13 protein-coding genes are annotated in these 18599 nt (G+C 43.9%); all 13 read left to right on the forward strand.

Translation table 11 applies throughout. The features are described 5' to 3' along the window. Positions 1–751 precede the first annotated feature (751 nt). The 13 genes from BCU91_RS14900 (at position 752) to recD (ending at position 18594) form a co-directional block, all read left to right on the forward strand. A complete protein-coding gene (locus tag BCU91_RS14900; protein WP_102531795.1) occupies positions 752–1204 on the forward strand; it encodes a hypothetical protein in 453 nt (150 codons plus the stop codon). 80 nt (positions 1205–1284) lie between these two features. Continuing rightward, the gene (locus BCU91_RS14905; RefSeq protein WP_102440571.1) at positions 1285–1785 is read left to right on the forward strand and encodes a Na+/H+ antiporter subunit E; all 501 of its coding nucleotides are present in this window, start codon (positions 1285–1287) and stop codon (positions 1783–1785) included. Next, on the forward strand, positions 1785–2081 hold the full coding sequence (locus BCU91_RS14910) for a monovalent cation/H+ antiporter complex subunit F (protein ID WP_102440570.1): 297 nt from the start codon (positions 1785–1787) through the stop codon (positions 2079–2081). The genes BCU91_RS14905 and BCU91_RS14910 overlap by 1 nt, the downstream gene beginning before the upstream one ends. Then, positions 2078–2419 carry a monovalent cation/H(+) antiporter subunit G gene (gene mnhG, locus BCU91_RS14915; RefSeq protein ID WP_102440569.1) on the forward strand — a complete coding sequence of 114 codons (342 nt, stop codon included), beginning with the start codon at positions 2078–2080 and terminating at the stop codon, positions 2417–2419. The genes BCU91_RS14910 and mnhG overlap by 4 nt, the downstream gene beginning before the upstream one ends. 26 nt (positions 2420–2445) lie before the next feature. Beyond that, positions 2446–3459: a Na(+)/H(+) antiporter subunit B gene (locus BCU91_RS14920; RefSeq protein ID WP_277869117.1), complete on the forward strand. Its 1014-nt coding sequence runs from the start codon at positions 2446–2448 to the stop codon at positions 3457–3459. After that, positions 3440–3802, forward strand: coding sequence for a cation:proton antiporter subunit C (locus tag BCU91_RS14925; protein WP_102440567.1), 363 nt, complete (start codon positions 3440–3442; stop codon positions 3800–3802). Before BCU91_RS14920 ends, BCU91_RS14925 begins: the two co-directional genes overlap by 20 nt. Then, positions 3802–5280 (forward strand): monovalent cation/H+ antiporter subunit D family protein, encoded by a 1479-nt coding sequence (locus BCU91_RS14930; RefSeq protein WP_102440566.1) that lies wholly within the window; start codon positions 3802–3804, stop codon positions 5278–5280. Before BCU91_RS14925 ends, BCU91_RS14930 begins: the two co-directional genes overlap by 1 nt. Continuing rightward, on the forward strand, positions 5277–6767 hold the full coding sequence (locus BCU91_RS14935) for a monovalent cation/H+ antiporter subunit D family protein (protein WP_102531796.1): 1491 nt from the start codon (positions 5277–5279) through the stop codon (positions 6765–6767). Before BCU91_RS14930 ends, BCU91_RS14935 begins: the two co-directional genes overlap by 4 nt. Next, entirely contained in the window at positions 6757–7101 is a 345-nt protein-coding gene (locus BCU91_RS14940; protein WP_102531797.1) for a hypothetical protein, read from the forward strand. The genes BCU91_RS14935 and BCU91_RS14940 overlap by 11 nt, the downstream gene beginning before the upstream one ends. Beyond that, entirely contained in the window at positions 7088–8788 is a 1701-nt protein-coding gene (locus BCU91_RS14945; protein ID WP_102531798.1) for a Na(+)/H(+) antiporter subunit D, read from the forward strand. Before BCU91_RS14940 ends, BCU91_RS14945 begins: the two co-directional genes overlap by 14 nt. A 286-nt stretch (positions 8789–9074) precedes the next feature. Further along, a complete protein-coding gene (gene recC, locus BCU91_RS14950) occupies positions 9075–12767 on the forward strand; it encodes an exodeoxyribonuclease V subunit gamma (protein WP_102531799.1) in 3693 nt (1230 codons plus the stop codon). Beyond that, positions 12767–16597, forward strand: coding sequence for a UvrD-helicase domain-containing protein (locus tag BCU91_RS14955; RefSeq protein ID WP_102531800.1), 3831 nt, complete (start codon positions 12767–12769; stop codon positions 16595–16597). Before recC ends, BCU91_RS14955 begins: the two co-directional genes overlap by 1 nt. Further along, positions 16597–18594 (forward strand): exodeoxyribonuclease V subunit alpha, encoded by a 1998-nt coding sequence (gene recD / locus BCU91_RS14960; RefSeq protein ID WP_102531801.1) that lies wholly within the window; start codon positions 16597–16599, stop codon positions 18592–18594. The genes BCU91_RS14955 and recD overlap by 1 nt, the downstream gene beginning before the upstream one ends. Positions 18595–18599 lie beyond the last annotated feature (5 nt).

The raw sequence follows: 18599 nt of genomic DNA on the forward strand, positions 1-18599 counted from the left end.
CCTTCCCAAAAACGGCCTGTTCACTTATCTTCTTTATTGGCCATTCTAGTAATGGGTTCACTCAAGGAACCCATAAACCAGCTAATGTCAGTCAAACGTTGGCGGTATTGAATGATACATTCATGAGCCGTCTTTAACTCAAATTCATTAAGCACTTCACCTTTAACAAATTTATGGGTCAGCAATGTACCTTTAACGCCTTTATACCATAGGTATTATCAAGCTAAGTCAGTTAAACACCGAAGCCTATTCTCAAACTCATTGATGGGGCTAAGCGCTTAAAAAGGTTGCAATTTGAAGCGGTTAAAAACCCATTGGCAGTCAGCCAGTACTAGATCTAGAAGTTAGCTTCACCAAGCTAATAACCTCACTCTATTTTCAAACTTACATACTCACTAAAGCCACAAGTCATATAAAACCTTAACTGAGTAAAATTAGCAATAACCAAGTGCGTAGCCCTTGCTAGAGCCTTTCTATAGCTGGTGTAACCTGCTCAAAATCAGAAAAATATACAGTTTACACTTACTAAGCATTTAAATTTGGATAATTCATGTTATAAATAAAGAGTATTGGTTAGTAAAAAGTAATCAGCATGTTGCTAGTAACAGCTTTGCGCAACGTAATAATCTTGAAATATCATTGCAAGCAAGAAATGCATGATACGAAGCTAAACAAAGTCGCCTAAAGAGTACTGCACTGAAATATTTCACTAGGTGATATTAAAATTAATAGAATTATAAAAGGAGGTTATATGTCGCTCATAAAGCTCTTAGTACTATTTACATTCAGTGTTACTTTTTCGCTTTCCGCATCCTCAAATAACGCTAAAAATGAAGAAAAACTTGTTCTATCATCTTGTAAGTCGCTAAATAACGAATCAGCCACCATTTCGGCTATGCCATGTACTTACTATATTCAGGGCTTTCTTGCTGGTGCATTAAATACGAGTCAGCAATACGAACTTAGAAACAATACCGAAGGATTTGCTGACAGAGCTTACCGCACTCGAGTTGGTACACAGACATCCAAAAAGCTACCTACAATCGTATGTATACCCTCAGATATAACTCGAGAACAACTGGTTCAGCAGATAGTCGATCGAACAATTAACCAACTGTCTCCATCTACAGATTCTTTTAATGACCTTCACAGGCAAGTATATCAAGCATTAGCTGATGAATCGTCATGCGAGCAAAATGATTAACGAGTAAAAAGCTAACCATAATAATCTTAAAACTCGCCAGGTTTTGTACTGGAGTTAACTAACACGAAGCATTAAATAATATGACACAAAAAAATAAAAGCGGCGTTGTTCCAAGCCATAGGCTTAGCCTGTTATTAACCTTAGCCCTATTTTGGTGGATTAACTCAAATTACACTAACCCGCTTTTATTATCACTGGGTGCAGGCTCAATCATGCTGGTGCTTTATATTGCCCAAAAAATGGATGTTATCGACCAAGAAACGCACCCAATCCGTCTAAATGCCAATATGCCAGGCTATACGATATGGTTAGTGAAAGAAGTTATTTTATCTAATATTAGTGTGGTTAAACATATCTGGCTGGGTAACAGCAGTATCTCTTCAACACTCACTACCATAGACACTCGCCAATGCTCAGATATTAATAAAGTCATTTACGCCAACTCCATTACCCTAACCCCTGGCACAGTAGCGATAGACTTAATTGATGACAAGCTTACTGTTCATGCTTTACATAAAGATGGTATCGACGCACTAAAAGCCGGAGAGATGGACCGCCGGGTAAGGGAGCTTGAAGACTAATGTTAGCTACTGCCACCATCGCTATTCTCGTTGTTATGCTACTGGCAATCATTCGCTGTATTGCCGGCCCGACGCTTTATGATCGAATATTAGCTTTCAACTCTTTTGGTACTAAAGCCATACTGCTTATTTCGCTATTGGGCTTTTTAATGGGACGCCCAGAGTTTCTCGATATCGCCCTTGTTTATGCCCTCATTAACTTTATCAGCGTCATCGGCGTTTTACGCTATTCAGACTCAGCCGAGTTCAAAGTGACCCCCTATAAATCTCATTTAACCAAGAAGAGGAAGAAATGAATCTCTTACTCGAAATAAGCAGTGGTTTATGCCTGCTAATTGGTAGCTTCCTTTGTTTTTCTGGTGGTATAGGGATTATTCGTTTCCCTGATTTTTACACCCGAATGCACGCTGCAAGCGTAACCGATACCTTAGGTGCAAGCTCAATCCTGATAGGGTTAATGCTGCAAAGCCCAAATGGTTTAGTACTCATTAAGTTGGTATTGATTTTAGTATTCACACTCTTTATCAACCCTTCTGCTAGTCATGCCTTAGCAAAAGCGGCATTACATAATGGCCTATTACCGCAAAAAGATAAGCCTGATCCTCAGGGAGGAAACAAGCCATCGAAGCCTTAGTAGATGTAATACTATTAATCTTTTTAGTGGTCATCGCCATCGCTATCGTTCGCATGAGAGATCTATTAGCGGTCGTCATGTTAACCGGAATTTATGGCTTATTATCAGCCTGTTTCTTTGTGGTACTCGACGCTGTAGATGTTGCCTTTACCGAAGCGTCTGTAGGTGCAGGCATATCAGGCTTACTCATGCTAGCCGCCATTACCATGACTGGCCGAAAAGAGGCGCCAAAGCGGCATAAACCCTTTCTTGCACTGTTTGTTGTACTCGTCACTGGTAGCATGCTGATCTACGGTACCCTAGATATGCCTTATTTTGGCACTGTTGATGCGCCAGTGCATCAACATGTTGCCCCGCGCTATATTCATGACTCGATGGACGAGGTAGGTGTGCCTAATATTGTGACGTCAGTATTAGGGAGCTACCGAGCCTTTGATACTTTAGGTGAAGTAGCCGTTATCTTTACCGCAGGTATTGGCGTGCTTTCGCTGTTATCACTGCCTCGTCGCCGTAAAAAAATTCAATCTGAAGAGCCAACAGAAGAACAAATGCATGAGCGCCACATGGTGGTGCGCATCGTCAGTAAAACACTTATTCCTTTAATCTTGTTATTTGCACTGTATGTACAATTCCATGGTGACTTTGGGCCTGGTGGCGGATTTCAAGCAGGTGTTATCTTCGCTGCTGCGATTATTCTTTATACCATGCTATTTGGTTTAGATACCGCTAAAAAGGTATTTAATCCGGCGCTAATTCAATTACTTGCTGCTGTTGGGCTTTTGCTCTATGCCAGTGTCGGAGTTGTTTCCATGATTAATGGGGCTAACTTCTTAGATTACAACGTACTGGCTGAAAATCCGATTGATGGCCAGCACTTAGGCATACTGCTGATTGAATTAGGCGTGGGCATCACTGTCGCTTCGGTGATGTTAAGCATCTTTTTCAACTTTGATGGCCGCAGACAAGCTCAGGCTCAAATTCAAGCTGAGAAAAACAGCTCAGATAAAAAAGGGGAGCAGGATGTTTCTCGGACTCTATAACTATTGGATCGTCGTATTGTTGATGATGATTGGCTTTTATATCGTTATCGCCCATGGAAACTTGGTTAAGAAGTTAGTTGGACTCACCATTTTTCAAACCTCAGTGTTTATTTTTTATATCAGTGTCGGCATGGTCGAGCGTGGTAGCGCACCGATATTGGCTGAAGGGATCAGTGATTACTCTAACCCGCTGCCCCATGTGTTAATTCTAACTGCCATTGTGGTGGGCATTGCGACCACAGCGCTTGGTCTAGCACTGGTGATCAGAATCAAAGAAGCCTATGGCTGTATAGAAGAAGATGAGATCCAAAAACAAGATCAGCTCAACGAGGACGAATCATAGTGTTAGCTCACCTGCCTGTTTTACAAGTTGTGGTGCCGCTAATGGCAGCCCCGCTATGCTGGTTCCTAAATCGCTCCAAACTTGTGTGGATATTTGCCTTATTGGTGTGCAGTGCTACCTGTATCAACAGCATAATATTACTAATTGAGGTCATGAAGTCTGGCACCATTACCTATGAACTTGGGGGTTGGGAAGCACCTTGGGGCATTGAATATCGCATCGATAAGCTGAACGCCTTTTTACTGCTAATCATCTCCACCATAGGTACTGTGGTGTTGTTTGCCGCTAACACCAGCATACAAAAAGAGTTAGACGAAGACCGCCACACCTTATTTTACAGCTTATACCTGCTGTCTTTAACCGGCATGTTCGGCATTGTGGCAACCGGTGATGCCTTTAATGTATTTGTATTTTTAGAGATTTCCTCACTGTCCTCCTATGCCTTAATTGCCTTGGGTAAAGATAGACGAGCACTGTGGGCTGCCTACCAATACCTGATAATGGGTACCATTGGTGCCACCTTTATTTTGATTGGTATTGGCATGCTCTATCAAATGACGGGCACGCTAAACATGAGCGATTTAGCTGTTAGGTTAGTTGATGTTGGCCACACCCGTACAGTATTTGCAGCATTCGCCTTTTTAATTGTCGGGATCTGCTTAAAGCTGGCGTTATTTCCACTGCACCTGTGGCTACCTAATGCTTATGCCTATGCACCTTCAATTGTGACAGCATTTTTAGCAGCAACCTCAACTAAGGTTGCTGTGTATCTGCTCATTCGTTTTACTTTTACCGTACTTGGCATCTCTTTCTCATTCACCACCCTGCCCCTGCAAAGTATTTTAATGGTGCTTGGTCTTATAGGTGTTTTTGCCGCATCTATCACGGCTATTTATCAGCAAAATGTGAAACACATCTTAGCTTACTCAAGTATCGCTCAGGTGGGATATATGATCATTGGCTACTCGATTAATACCAGTACCGGCATTATGGCCACCTTACTACATTTGTTTAACCATGCCTTAATGAAAGGCGCGCTGTTTTTAGCATTAGGCGCTGTAATGTACCGCATTGGCAGCGTCCAGCTCAAACAGTTCCAAGGCCTAGGTAAACAAATGCCATTGACCATGTCAGCCATCGTTATTGGTGGGCTCAGTTTGATTGGTGTGCCATTGACCGTCGGTTTTGTCAGTAAATGGTATCTGCTTATCGCCAGTGTTGAGGCTGGTATGTGGCCAGTGGCCGTTCTTATTCTATTGGGATCACTGCTGGCGATTATCTATATCTGGCGTATTGTAGAAATGGCTTACTTCAAGCCGCCACTTAATGGGTGTGAAACTGTCAAAGAGGCGCCTTGGACCTTCCTCGCCCCTATTTGGGCGCTCATTTTCGCTAATATTTATTTCGGTATAGATACTCGCCTAAGCGTGCAAGTTGCACAGGCGGCTTCTCAAAGTTTGTTTGGAATAACCCCATGAATCCATCTTTGCCGCTGATGTTACAGCTAACTATCTTATTGCCTTTACTGGCAACCTTTGCAATTGCAGCAACAGGAAAGAAACCTAACCTGCGTGAGGCTATCACCATCAGTATCAGCCTTATGGTGCTTTACTGCGTAATCAATATCTACCAAGCCCTCATGGCTGGTGCCAGTATTGAGGTCTCATGGTGGGAGCTGATGCCTGATTTAGAGGTGAGTTTTGTCGTAGAACCGCTCGGTATGCTGTTTGCTCTCATTGCCAGTTTTCTTTGGCTAATCACCACCATTTACGCCATCGGCTATATGCGTGACCATAATGAGGATAACCAAACTCGCTTTTATATCTGTTTCGCTTTGGCGATTAGTGCAGTGATGGGGCTCGCCTTTTCAGCCAACCTGTTTACTCTGTTTATCTTTTACGAAGTGCTCACTCTATCAACCTATCCGCTGGTGACTCACGCAGGTACAGACAAGGCCAAACAAGGTGGCCGTGTCTACCTCGGTATCTTGCTCACTACCTCTATCGCCTTTTTCTTACTGGCCATCATCTTAACTTGGTTTGTGACTGGCACCCTTGAATTTACAGCAGGCGGCGTATTTGATCCCGATGTGGATACCACCATTGCAGGCATAATCCTAATGCTATTTATATTTGGCATTGGTAAGGCTGCCATTATGCCATTTCATCGCTGGCTACCCGCAGCGATGGTGGCACCAACACCGGTCAGCGCCCTGCTTCATGCTGTAGCGGTAGTAAAAGCAGGGGTATTTACGGTATTGAAGGTGTGTATTTTCATTTTTGGACTCGACCTACTCCCCCAATTACCAACTACTGAATTTTTACTTTATTTAGCTACCCTTTCAGTGCTCTTAGCTTCAATCGTGGCGATGCGACAAGACAACTTAAAAGCCAGATTGGCCTACTCAACAGTGAGCCAACTCGGCTATATCACTATTGGGGCACTGCTAGCTACTTCATCGGGTGTGATTGGTAGTTCAATGCATATTGCCTCCCATGCCTTTGGCAAAATTACCCTATTCTTTTGTGCTGGCGCCATTTTGGTGGCTAGCCATAAATCTAAGGTAAGCGAAATGCGCGGCTTAGGTTTTGCCATGCCAATCACCATGGGCGCTTTTTTTATTGCCAGCCTTAGCATTATCGGCGTTCCACCAGCCGGAGGGACATGGAGTAAATGGTTCCTATTGATGGGCACTATTGAAACCGGCTATTGGGTTGTCATGGTTGCTTTAATGCTCAGTTCATTACTCAACATCGCCTACCTACTACCTATTCCTTACCATGCGTTTTTCCCCGGTAAAGGGTATAAGTCATCAAGTACAGATATTAAAGAAGCACCAATGGCTTCATTAATCGCATTAATTATCACATCCCTAGGCTGCTTGATTATGTTCATCCATCCACAGCCCGTTTATGAGTTGGCGAAAGCTATCTTGACTGTATCTGGAGTTAGCCATGGACAATGAGAAGCAATATCTCTTTGATAAACCGAAAAACATTCAGCGGGTTTTATACCTGTTATATACCTGTTGTGCATTGCTTGTGGCACTTGATTTTGTTATTCATCGCCATGTTTATCATAGCTGGGAAAACCTGCCAGCGTTTTATCCTATCTATGGCTTTGTCGGCTGCGTCATCTTGGTCATAGTCGCCAGCTGGATGCGTACCTTTTTGATGCGCCCAGAAGATTATTATGGACCCGTTGAAGAGCTTGATAATAGCAAAATTGAAATAGTCGACGTCAGCGATGGCCGCGCCAAAGAAGCTAACAATAAAGGTGATCGCAATGTGGATGCTTGAGTTACCGCCGTTTGTGCTGTTTATCATTGGCGGATTGATTGCTGCTACAACTCGTGGAAAGCTGTGCGGTGCCTTGATGATAGCGATTCCAGTGATCAGCGGATTGCATTTGTGGACTGTGCCAGAAGGCGTCCATTTGCAATTGATGTTTTTAGACTATGAATTAATCCCTTATCGCGCAGATAAATTAAGCCTGATGTTTGGCTATATTTTCCATATTGCCGCATTTATTGGCATCGTCTACTCATTGCACGTTAAAGATACAGTGCAACAAGTTGCCGCTATGCTGTACGCAGGTAGCGCTATTGGTGCGGTGTTTGCGGGTGATTTACTTACCTTGTTTGTGTTCTGGGAGCTGTTGGCATTTACCTCAGTATTTCTAGTTTGGGCTCGTCGTACTCCAGCAGCATATAGCGCGGGAATGCGCTACCTCATCATGCAGGTTCTCTCTGGGGTTATTTTGCTGATAGGTGCGCTGTTTTATATCTCTGAAACCGGTAGCCTAGCCTTTGACTATATCGGCCTAGATAGCATTGCAGGATGGCTTATCTTTATTGCCTTCGGTATTAAGTGTGCTTTTCCTTTTGCTCACACTTGGCTTACCGACGCTTACCCTGAAGCGACGCCGACCGGTACAGTGTTACTCAGCGCATTTACCACTAAAGTGGCGGTTTATGCACTTGCTCGGGCTTACCCTGGCACTGAGTTGCTGATATACATTGGCGCTACAATGACCTGTTTCCCAATCTTCTTTGCGGTGATTGAAAACGATCTTCGCCGAGTGCTTGCCTATAGTTTGATTAACCAAGTAGGCTTTATGGTCGTCGGCATCGGGATCGGGACTTCGCTGGCATTAAATGGTGCAGTGTCTCATGCTTTTAACGATGTCATTTTTAAAGGCTTGTTGTTTATGAGTATGGGCGCCGTACTGCATATGACAGGGCGTATAAATGGCTCCGATCTCGGCGGCCTTTATAAGACCATGCCAAAAACCACGATACTGTGTATTGTTGGTGCGGCCTCCATTTCTGCATTCCCTCTGTTTAGCGGTTTTGTCAGTAAATCCATGGTGATGTCTGCCGCAATGGAAACTGGCCATGACTGGGTCTGGTTAATGCTACTGTTTGCGTCAGCAGGTGTTTTTCATCACGCGGGGATCAAAATCCCTTACTTTGCCTTCTTTGCCCATGACTCGGGTATTCGAGCCAACGATCCACCGCTCAATATGTTAACAGCAATGTTTATCGCTGCCTGTCTATGTATTGGTATTGGTATTTATCCTGCAGCGCTTTATTCTCTGCTGCCATACGATACGGGTTACAACCCATATGATGCGACCCATGTACTCGCTCAGACTCAGTTATTACTGTTTTCAGCATTAGCGTTCGTTTGGCTCAATCTCAAAGGTAAATATCCACCAGAGCTTCGCTCTACTCACCTTGATGTAGATTGGGTATACAGGCGCTTAGTGCCTAATGCACTGCAGCGCATATTTGCAGTCATTTGGAAAGTGGATGGCGAAATTCGTCAATCAATTCGTGGGAAGTTAGACCAATGTCAGCAGTTTTTAGCGCGCCAATACAAAGGGGGGGGGAGCTTTATCTCGAGCGACTATCCATCTGGCAACATGGTGCTTTGGGTAGCAGTGATTCTAGCCAGCTACCTATTCATTGGCTTTATAAACTGACTCAGTCTCATTAATATACTCTCTAGCTTGTTTGCCTATAAACATGAGTAAACAGGCTACTTGTTGTTTTTTTGGGAGTGGATCTCAATTAATAATCAAGTAAATTATTGAATTAAAATTTAGCTTCAATCAATAAATCCTATAGAAAAAAACAGGAGTTTTGCCAACCAAACTCCATGTAATTTGGTTGCTTATTTAGCGCTTAAACCCTAGATGTGATAAAAGCCTTTCAAACCTAATAACAACCTCTTAGAATGGTTTTTATCATCATTTGTAGAGTCGATTAATGCTTAGATTAATTCAATCAAATCAGATGGAAGTTCTGTCAGAACAACTGTCTAAAATGCTCGCTATCCCCCTTGATAACGCTAATTTACTCGCAAATGAACATATCTTGGTGCAAAGTCCGGGGATGTCGACTTGGCTGCGCTTAGAAGTGGCTAAATATAATGGTATTGCTGCCGCCCTGTCCTTTCCGCTGCCGTCGAGTTTTACCTGGCAGTTATGCCATGAACTGCTGCCAGATGTGCCTAAAGATAATGCCTTTACTAAAGCGGCGATGACGTGGAAGTTAATGGATTTACTGCCGCCATTACTTGATGACCCTGACTTTGTGCCGCTACAAGCCTATTTAGCTCCGGTTGAAAATCAGCACGCCAACCATACAGATGAAGCGCTACCCTATATCCAAGCTGGCAGTTTTGATGCCATTAAGCTGTATCAATTATGTGGCCGTATTGCTGATATTTTTGACCAATATCTTGTTTATCGCCCTGATTGGATTTTAGCTTGGGAGCACAATGAGCATCCGCTAAAATTGGAAGAAAACCAGCTTTGGCAGCCTAAACTGTGGCGGGCACTGATTGAATATAACCAGCAGCAACTTAATGCCAGCACTTATCATCGCGCTAACTTACATCAACACTTAATTGCCGCACTGCAAAACCCTGACACTGTAATTAAGTCGCTACCTGAGCGATTATTTGTGTTTGGTATTTCTTCTATGCCGCCACAAACCTTGCAAGTGCTGTATCACTTGGCTGAACGCATTGAAGTGATTATGTTTTCCTTAAGCCCTTGTCAGCATTACTGGGGCGATATTGTTGACCCTAAAGCTCGCGCAAGAATGGCGCTGCAATATGTTGATAAAAAGCAGTTAGGCGAGCAATGGGAAGAAAAGCTCGAAGTGGGTAATCCGATCCTGGCTAACAATGGCAAAATGGGCCGTGAATTACTGGATTTAATGCTCGAACTACCGCCAGAACACACTGACTTTAGTTACGACTGCTATATCGAGCCCGAACAATCCCCTGACAGTTTAAATCTACTCCAAGGGGTGCAATACGATATTCTGCAAATGGAAACCCTAGGCCAAGCCCTTGGCCCTGATGCAGCACTTTATCAAAATGTCGCCAATAGACGCTCGTTAAGCCAGCAAGACCAATCAATTACCCTGCGCAGTTGCCATAGCCCGCTACGAGAAGTCGAAACCCTGCACGATCATTTACTCGAGTTACTGTCAAGCAATGCGAATGACAACGGTAAAGCATCACTAAAACCCAAAGATATCGTGGTGATGATGCCCGACGTGGCAGCTTATGCGCCTTATATTGATGCAGTATTTGGCACCAGCAATAGCGGTTTACATCGAAGTAATCAAGACTCAGGCAAAACAGCCAACTACTATATTCCCTATGCCATTGCCGATAGAGGCGCAGCTCAAGAGTCACCGCTAATTAACAGCTTTTTGAATTTACTCAATATTAATCAAAGCCGTTTTGGCCTCACTGACATTATCAGTATTCTCGAAGTCCCAGCAATTTTACGAAAATTTCAGCTCGATGATGATGCTCTGCAGCTTATTAGACGTTGGCTAGATGATGCCAACGTGCGTTGGGGCCGTGATGAAAAAACCCGATTGCAACAAGGAGTACCAGCGTTTAAGCAGAACTCTTGGGCATTTGGTATTAGCCGCTTAATTCAAGGTTATGCTTTTAATGATGAATCAGCGCTTTATAACGATTCACTGCTAGTACAAGGTGTTGAAGGCCAGTCTGCGCAAATTCTTGGCTATTTACTCAATTTCTTAGAGGCCATTGACGAATATCAACTGCAACTGGCTAGCCAATGTCCAACCCTTGAACGTATCGCGCAGCTACAAGCTTTATTAGAGGTTTTCTTTGATGCTGATGATGACGAGCGCGAGCAAGTTCAAACCATTCGCGAAGCCTTAGTCACCTTAAGTACCGAGCTTGAAGACGCCGGTCATCAAGGTGAACTCGATGTTGAAGTGCTCAAGCAATGGTTTAATCAAAACCTTAATGAATCTCGAGTTGGTCAGCGCTACCTTGCAGGGAGTGTGAACTTTTGTACCTTGATGCCGATGCGCTCAATTCCTTTTAAAGTGGTATGTTTACTGGGTATGAATGATGGGGTGTATCCACGAGTACAACACCCTGTTGGATTTGACTTAATGGCCCATAATGGCGCTATTAAAGGTGACCGTTCCCGCCGATTAGACGATCGTTACCTGTTTTTAGAAGCTTTATTGTCTGCCAGAGAGCAATTTTATATCAGCTACATTGGCCACTCTGAGCGTGATAACGCTGAACGAATTCCCTCAATGTTGGTGTCAGAGCTAACCGAGTATTGCCAGCTGTGTTATTTTGCTGACTATTATTTCACTACAAATAATGAGCCTCAACTCGAAACCAGCCAAGGCTTACGTGAAAGCGTTGAAGTTAATAACGCCGATAAAGCAATATTAAGCCATTTAATTCAGCAGCAACCGCTGCAACCCTTTGATGCCAAATTGTTTACTGCAACTCAGCAAACTAAATTGCAGCAAAGTTATAATCATCAGTGGTGCCCGCCAAGTATCGCAGATGCGAACCACTTACTTAATAATGCCCGCTTCTTTAACCGCCTTAAGCCGTTAGATTTAGCCAACGATGACAACCCATTTGATGCTGTTGCCGACGATGGCAGCGCCATTGTGCAACTTGAATTGTCGGCATTATTACGCTTTTTCAGAAGCCCAGCGCAATTCTTTTTCAATCGCAGTTTAAAAATTGATTTTAATTTACGAATTCAAGCTGACGATAACGACGAGCCATTTAACTTAGATGCATTAGAGCGCTATAAATTGCAATCAGCAATGATTGACAGTGCAGTGCATCACCAACTTGAACACGCTGACATTGAGTTTATCAACCAGCTAAAAGCCAGTGGCAGTTTACCCATGGCGCCCTTTGATGATGTGCTGCTTAATCGCTATCAAAACGACATTAAATACGTCATTGGTCGGGTGCTCTATCTCACAGGCGATAAGAGCCACAGTCAGGAAGTGGATATTGATTTACAGTTTGAAGGGCTAACGCCGCTAAACAGCGAGGCTTTAGACAGCACTCAATCAAGCATTAACGTTAACCTTATTGGCCGCATCGATGATATTTACGCTAAAGGGCAAATAAATTATCGCCCTGGCACTGCCCATGGCCGTGATTTTGTCAGGGTGTATTTGCGCCATTTATGCCTTAATGCCGCAGGGGTTGAGAAAAACAGTTACCTGCTGGATATTGGCCATTTTCATGCCTTTAGCGCAATTACGCCAGAGTCCGCTCAGCAATTATTACAGCAATTTATTCAAGCTTATCTCAATGGCCAAGCCCAGCCGTTATGCTTTATGCCGCGCACCGCGTTAGCCTATGTTGAAGCCGATGGTGATCATATGGAAAAACTGCAAGCTGCCGAGCCATTATGGCTTGATGAACAATCAGGCTTTGGTGAAGGGAACGATCCCCATAATCGCCGTTTATTTAGTTTTCCTGAAGACTTTACTGAAGCTGAATTTGGCAAAACAGCCACCATGTTACTGCAACCTATGTTGAGTATTTATCACAAAGGCACCCTCGCCGAGCTTGACGAATATGCTATCCAACCACCTAAGCTCTCAGTAATTAAAGGGGGCAAAGCCTAATGACTCATATTAATGACAATGCTAATGCTAGCAACTTAGAGGCCGCTGATTCTGAAACCGCTCATGGCAAAGAAACTAGCTCCAAAGTCAGCAAGCTTAATCCGCTAACACTGCCTTTTGCAGGTTCAAGCTTAATTGAAGCCAGTGCTGGCACCGGTAAAACCTACACCATTTCAGGGCTGTATTTACGGCTATTACTGGGCGATAAAGATAAAGCGCCGCTCACCTGTGAACAAATTTTAGTGGTGACCTTTACTAATGCCGCCACCGAAGAGCTGCGGGATCGAATTCGTAAACGTATTCAAGTGGCCTTTAAGTGCTTTATTGGCTTAGACACCAATGATGAATTTGTAGAGGCGCTGTACCAACAAGTACCAGAGTCTGAGCGGGCAATTGCCCTAAGACGGTTAGATTTAGCACTAAAGTCACTAGATGAAGCGGCGATTTTTACCATTCACGGTTTTTGTCAGCGCATTTTATCTGACATGGCGTTTGAGTCATCGCTATTATTCGAGTCAGAATTTACTCTCGATGACAGTGAGTTTTTACATCATGCCGTGCGTGATTTTTGGCGTGAGACCTGTTACCCACTGCCACAAGTATTAGCCCAAGTGATTGATAACGAGTTTGGCGACCCTGATAGCTTGGCTTGGCAACTTAAACCGTTACTCGGCGCGAGCCAAGCCAATATCCCGTTTGTGGCGAAAGAGTTTAACCAGTTAGCTGATGAATTAGTTCAAAGCCTTGCTAGCTTTAAAAAGCGCTGGCCAACAGACAGTGAAAAAGAACTGGAACTGCTACACAGCTTACCGCTCAATGGCGCGAGATTCGGCAAAAAAGCCGATGATTATCCAAAGCTTGCGGCCATGTATGATCGCTTAACCAATTGGGTTAGCTTCGGCAATGGCCTGCCGCCAGTTAAAGATTTAGAAATGCTGGCGCTATCTGAGTTAAAACTCAATAAAGGTGGCACTATCCCCAGCGCAAATGATGCGCCGCTGCTCGATCATATCGAGCGATTATTTGCACTTATCCAGCAAATAAAGCCATCATTTTTAATTCGCGCCCGTGACGGTATTCGGCTGCGATTTATGCTGCAAAAAGCCCAGCGCAACTTAATGACCCCAGATGATCTCTTGATCACCTTGGCTGATGCCTTATCAACTGCTACTAAATCAACTGCTACTAAATCAACTGATACTGAATCCAGCGCACACCATTTAGCCAAAGCCATTGCAACACGCTTTCCGGTGGCATTAATTGATGAATTCCAAGATACTGATCCGCTGCAATTTACTATTTTCTCAACCATTTATCAGCAGCAAACCCAGCTTGATAGTTTAAGTTTATTAATGATTGGCGATCCCAAACAAGCCATTTATGCCTTTCGCGGCGCCGATATTCATACCTATATCCATGCCCGTAAGCAAACTAAAGCGCACTATAACCTCGAAACCAATTACCGCTCATCCACGGCACTGGTCAATGGGGTTAACCAGCTCTTTAGCCAACATCAGGATCCATTTATCAGTGATGCGATCCCTTATGATGTGGTTGATACCCCAGCCAGCGCTGACAATAAAAAGCTCACTGAAGCCACTGAAGACAAATCAGCGCTGCGAATTAAACTGCTTGGCGAAGGTGAAAGCGGCTTAAATAAAACTACTGCCCGTCATCTACTGGCGAATGATGCTGCCAGTGAAATAAAACGTTTATTAACTGAAGCGCAAACTGAGCAATGCCATATGAATGGCACAGCGCTCATCGCCAAAGATATTGCCGTGTTAGTGCGCGATAAAAATGAAGCCTCGGTGATGAAGCAAGCCTTAAGCGAGCGTAATATTGGCGCAGTATTTTTAAGCCGAGATAGCGTATTTAACACCCAAGAGGCCTTTGAACTGGCGATAATTTTACGGGCTATTGCTAACCCGAAAGATGAGCGCTGCCTTCGCGCAGCACTTGCCACTGAGCTTATGGGTTACAGCGCCCAGCAAATTCATCTGTTTAATCAAGATGAAGAGCAGCGACAAAGCTTACTGGACCAATTTGCTGATTGGCATCAAACCTGGCTTAAGCGCGGCATCATGCCTGCACTGTTAAGTTTGGCTAACCAAACCCAGCTGATTAAGCGCTATTTAAGTAAACAGCTTAGCCCAAGCGTCGACAGCAACTCAGATAGTATGGCTGATAGTAGTGTTGATAGTAGTGCTAATAGTAATGCTGAAAGTGGCGAGCGCCGACTCACCGATTTCCGCCATTTGTGCGAACTACTGCAGCAAAAAGCCACCGAACTTGATGGTAGCAGCGCGATAATGAATTGGTTTGAGCAACAACTGATTGATGCTCAAGGCAATGATGAGCAGCAATTGCGCCTTGAAAGCGAACAAAATCTGGTGCAAATCGTTACCATTCATAAAAGTAAGGGGCTTGAATATCCCGTTTGTATGGTGCCATTTATCAGTCTCGCGCGGGATAATCGCAAAAAGCCTGCGCCTATGCTTTACCATAAAAATGACCAATTAGTTTGGGATGTTGAGGGCACGAAAGAAGGCTGGGAGCAATACAAACAAGAAAACCTCGCTGAAGATTTACGTCTGTTATACGTGGCGCTCACCCGTCCGGTTTATGTGTGTTACTTATACATTGCCAACCATAGCCGCATGCTTAAAGCAGGGGTAAGTAGTCACTTATACGAAACCGCCATTGGTTATTTATTGGGGATCACCACTAAAGATTGTGATTTTGAGTTGTTATCACAACAAGCACTGGCCATAAAAACCAGCGCGCCAGTGCCCGATGCCATTAGCGTGGTTCAGCTAGAGGCGATTGATGACTCAGTACTCACTGAACTTAATGGCCAGTCGCAACAATTGGCGGCAAAAACTTTGCAGCGTGATTACCACACCCCATGGCGAGTTGGCAGTTACTCAGGTTTGGTGAAACACCTTGCCCATGAAAAAGTCTCTCCGGGTGCCGACGATGAAGATTTTAGCCAAGAAACCCTGCCGCAATTTGAATCCGCAGCTGACATCAACCCTTTTGACACTGATGTTGAAAACAACGCCATTAATCGTTTTACCTTCGAGCGCGGCGCCAATGCCGGTAGCTTCATGCATTTGGTGTTAGAGCTATTTGATTTCACCAATGCTGAGGTTGAATTGCCACAAGCCTTACCCAAAGCCATGGAGCAATATGGTTTTGACCAAGAGATATGGACAGATACCTTAATCCAGTGGTATCAACAAATCCTTCATAGCCCGCTCATTACCAATAATGCAGCGCAAGATAATCAGCTATTAAATGATCATGGTTTGCCACTTACATTAGCCCAGTTAGCCCCAGAGCAAAAATTAGTTGAGATGGAGTTTTATCTGCCCATTAGCCAATTAAAATCTCAGCAGTTAAATCAGTTGTTACAACAATATGGTTATGATGCAGGGCTTGAATTTGACGAGCTACAAGGCATGTTAAAAGGCTTTATCGATTTAACCTTTGAGTATAAAGGCCAGTATTTTATTGCCGATTATAAATCTAACCATTTGGGTGACGATTTAACATGTTATGACCATAATGCGATGGCGACAGCCATCAGTAGCCACCGTTATAATTTGCAATATATTCTTTATACCTTGGCACTGCATCGTTACTTATCTTTGCGAATGCCAAGTTATGATTACCAGCGTCATATAGGCGGCAGTTTTTACCTTTTCTTACGTGGTATGAGCCCAGAAGCTTCAGGCGCAGGAATATTTTTTGATAAACCGCCATTGGCCTTAATCACTGATTTAGATGCACTATTTTCAAACAACAATGCATTGGAGCAAAAATAATGATTACCCTTAGCGCCCCAATGACTCAGTTACTTAAAAATTGGCAACAACAAGGGTTAATTACCCCACTTGATCGTCACTTCGCCCTTGAAATGGCCAACTCTCAGCTCGCTCAAGTTGATGCAAAAAATGACACTGCTGATGAGTTTTTATTATTAATCTGTGCGCTATTAAGCCAGCAATTATCAAGTCAGCACAGCTGCTTAGTTATCGATAATATCGATCTTGATAATCCGTTTTGCGAGCAAGAGTCCCATTGCAAGTTAACAATAACCCACCAGCAACTCAGTGACGCTATCGAAGCATTAGCCTGTGTCGGCCAACCTGATGATAACCAGCCATTAATTGTTGAGCATAACCGATTGTACTTAAACAAGTATTATCACTTTGAAACCCAAGTGGCAGCCCGATTCAACCAGTTGGCACAAGTTAACTTAACTGTTGATACCGCAACGCTAGCGCAATATTTGAATGACTTATTCGATGAAAAACCAAATGTAAATAGCAAGAGCATCAACTGGCAAAAAGTGGCCACTGCTACGGCGCTAACTAAAGCCTTAGCGGTGATTACTGGCGGCCCCGGCACAGGTAAAACTACCACTGTCACTAAGTTGCTCTTGTTACTGCTAACTCAAAAAGCCTTAACCATTCGGCTGGTGGCGCCAACCGGTAAAGCCGCAGCGCGATTAAGTGAGTCCATTAAAGCCTCTAAAGCGCGGCTAGTAAGTCAAGTTGAGCAAACCGGTAAGCCAGAGCTAATTGATGCCCTAAGCAAAATTCCTGAAGAGGCTGCTACGCTGCACCGTTTGTTGGGAGTGATCCCTAACTCACACTTATTTAGACACCATAAAGATAACCCTCTTAGGTTAGATTTATTGGTGGTCGATGAAGCATCAATGGTGGATTTGCCTATGATGCATAAGCTATTAAGCGCCCTGCCTAAAAATGCCCGCCTAATATTATTGGGCGATCAAGACCAGCTGGCATCCGTTGAAGCAGGCGCAGTATTGGCTGATATTTGTGCAGGGTTAAAAGTGACTGCCGATCTTAGTGCTAATGCATCACCATGGCGAATGCGCTATTCAGAACAGCAGGCCAACTTATTGCAGCAGTTAACTCAGCAAAATACCAGTCAGTTTATTCATCCTAAACCTATGCTCGGCGACAATTTATGCATGCTGATGCACAGCCACCGCTTTAAAGGCGATGGCGGCATTGGCTTGCTGGCCAATGCGGTAAACTATGTCAACATCAACGGCATTCGCCGTGAGTGGCAGTGCGGCCATCAAGAGTTAACTTGGATAGAGCATCAGCCCGATGCCCAAAGTCTGCCGTTATTGCAATCGGCAGTGGCAGCTTATGCCGAGTATTTGCAAAAAGTGTTCGATAATCAGCATGCTTACTCGCAACAATTAAGCAAGGTTTATGGCGCTGAAGAAATTATTGATACCTTCAATAAATTCCGCATTCTATGTGCCATGCGCTCAGGTGAATTTGGCGTTGATGGCATGAACCTCGCCATCACTAATGTGCTCAAACAGAATCATTGGATAAAACCCACTCAAGAATTTTACCTTGGCAGACCGATTATCATTCAAAGTAATGATTACAATTTAGGCTTATTCAACGGCGATATTGGTTTGATTTTGCAAGATGAGCAAAAGCCTGAAAAATTAATGGCCTACTTCGTTAAAGCCGATGGCAGCTTGTTAAAAGTACAACCTGCAAGGCTACCCAATCACGACAGTTGCTTTGCGATGACCGTACATAAAAGCCAAGGCAGCGAGTTTGAAAAAGTCGCCTTTGTGTTACCACAAAAACCCAGTAACGCCCAATGGCAGCTGCTGACTAAAGAGTTGGTTTATACCGCTATCACCCGCGCTAAAGAGCATTTTATTTGCTTAGGCACACCGTATGTATTTGAGCGTGCCAGCAAACAGGTAACCTCACGCGCATCAGGTTTAGCGCTGAGGTTATGGGGAGAGGATAACGAGTAGTTGGT

Source organism: Shewanella sp. 10N.286.52.B9 (assembly GCF_002873635.1).
Lineage (GTDB): Bacteria > Pseudomonadota > Gammaproteobacteria > Enterobacterales > Shewanellaceae > Shewanella.

Bases quoted from the DNA above. Each gene is read 5' to 3' on its own strand.
- mnhG (WP_102440569.1), top strand. From the start codon at position 2,078: ATGAATCTCTTACTCGAAATAAGCAGTGGTTTATGCCTGCTAATTGGT.
- BCU91_RS14900 (WP_102531795.1), top strand. From the start codon at position 752: ATGTCGCTCATAAAGCTCTTAGTACTATTTACATTCAGTGTTACTTTT.
- BCU91_RS14955 (WP_102531800.1), top strand. From the start codon at position 12,767: ATGACTCATATTAATGACAATGCTAATGCTAGCAACTTAGAGGCCGCT.
- BCU91_RS14945 (WP_102531798.1), top strand. From the start codon at position 7,088: ATGTGGATGCTTGAGTTACCGCCGTTTGTGCTGTTTATCATTGGCGGA.
- BCU91_RS14940 (WP_102531797.1), top strand. From the start codon at position 6,757: ATGGACAATGAGAAGCAATATCTCTTTGATAAACCGAAAAACATTCAG.
- BCU91_RS14935 (WP_102531796.1), top strand. From the start codon at position 5,277: ATGAATCCATCTTTGCCGCTGATGTTACAGCTAACTATCTTATTGCCT.
- BCU91_RS14905 (WP_102440571.1), top strand. From the start codon at position 1,285: ATGACACAAAAAAATAAAAGCGGCGTTGTTCCAAGCCATAGGCTTAGC.
- recC (WP_102531799.1), top strand. From the start codon at position 9,075: ATGCTTAGATTAATTCAATCAAATCAGATGGAAGTTCTGTCAGAACAA.
- BCU91_RS14925 (WP_102440567.1), top strand. From the start codon at position 3,440: ATGTTTCTCGGACTCTATAACTATTGGATCGTCGTATTGTTGATGATG.
- recD (WP_102531801.1), top strand. From the start codon at position 16,597: ATGATTACCCTTAGCGCCCCAATGACTCAGTTACTTAAAAATTGGCAA.
- BCU91_RS14910 (WP_102440570.1), top strand. From the start codon at position 1,785: ATGTTAGCTACTGCCACCATCGCTATTCTCGTTGTTATGCTACTGGCA.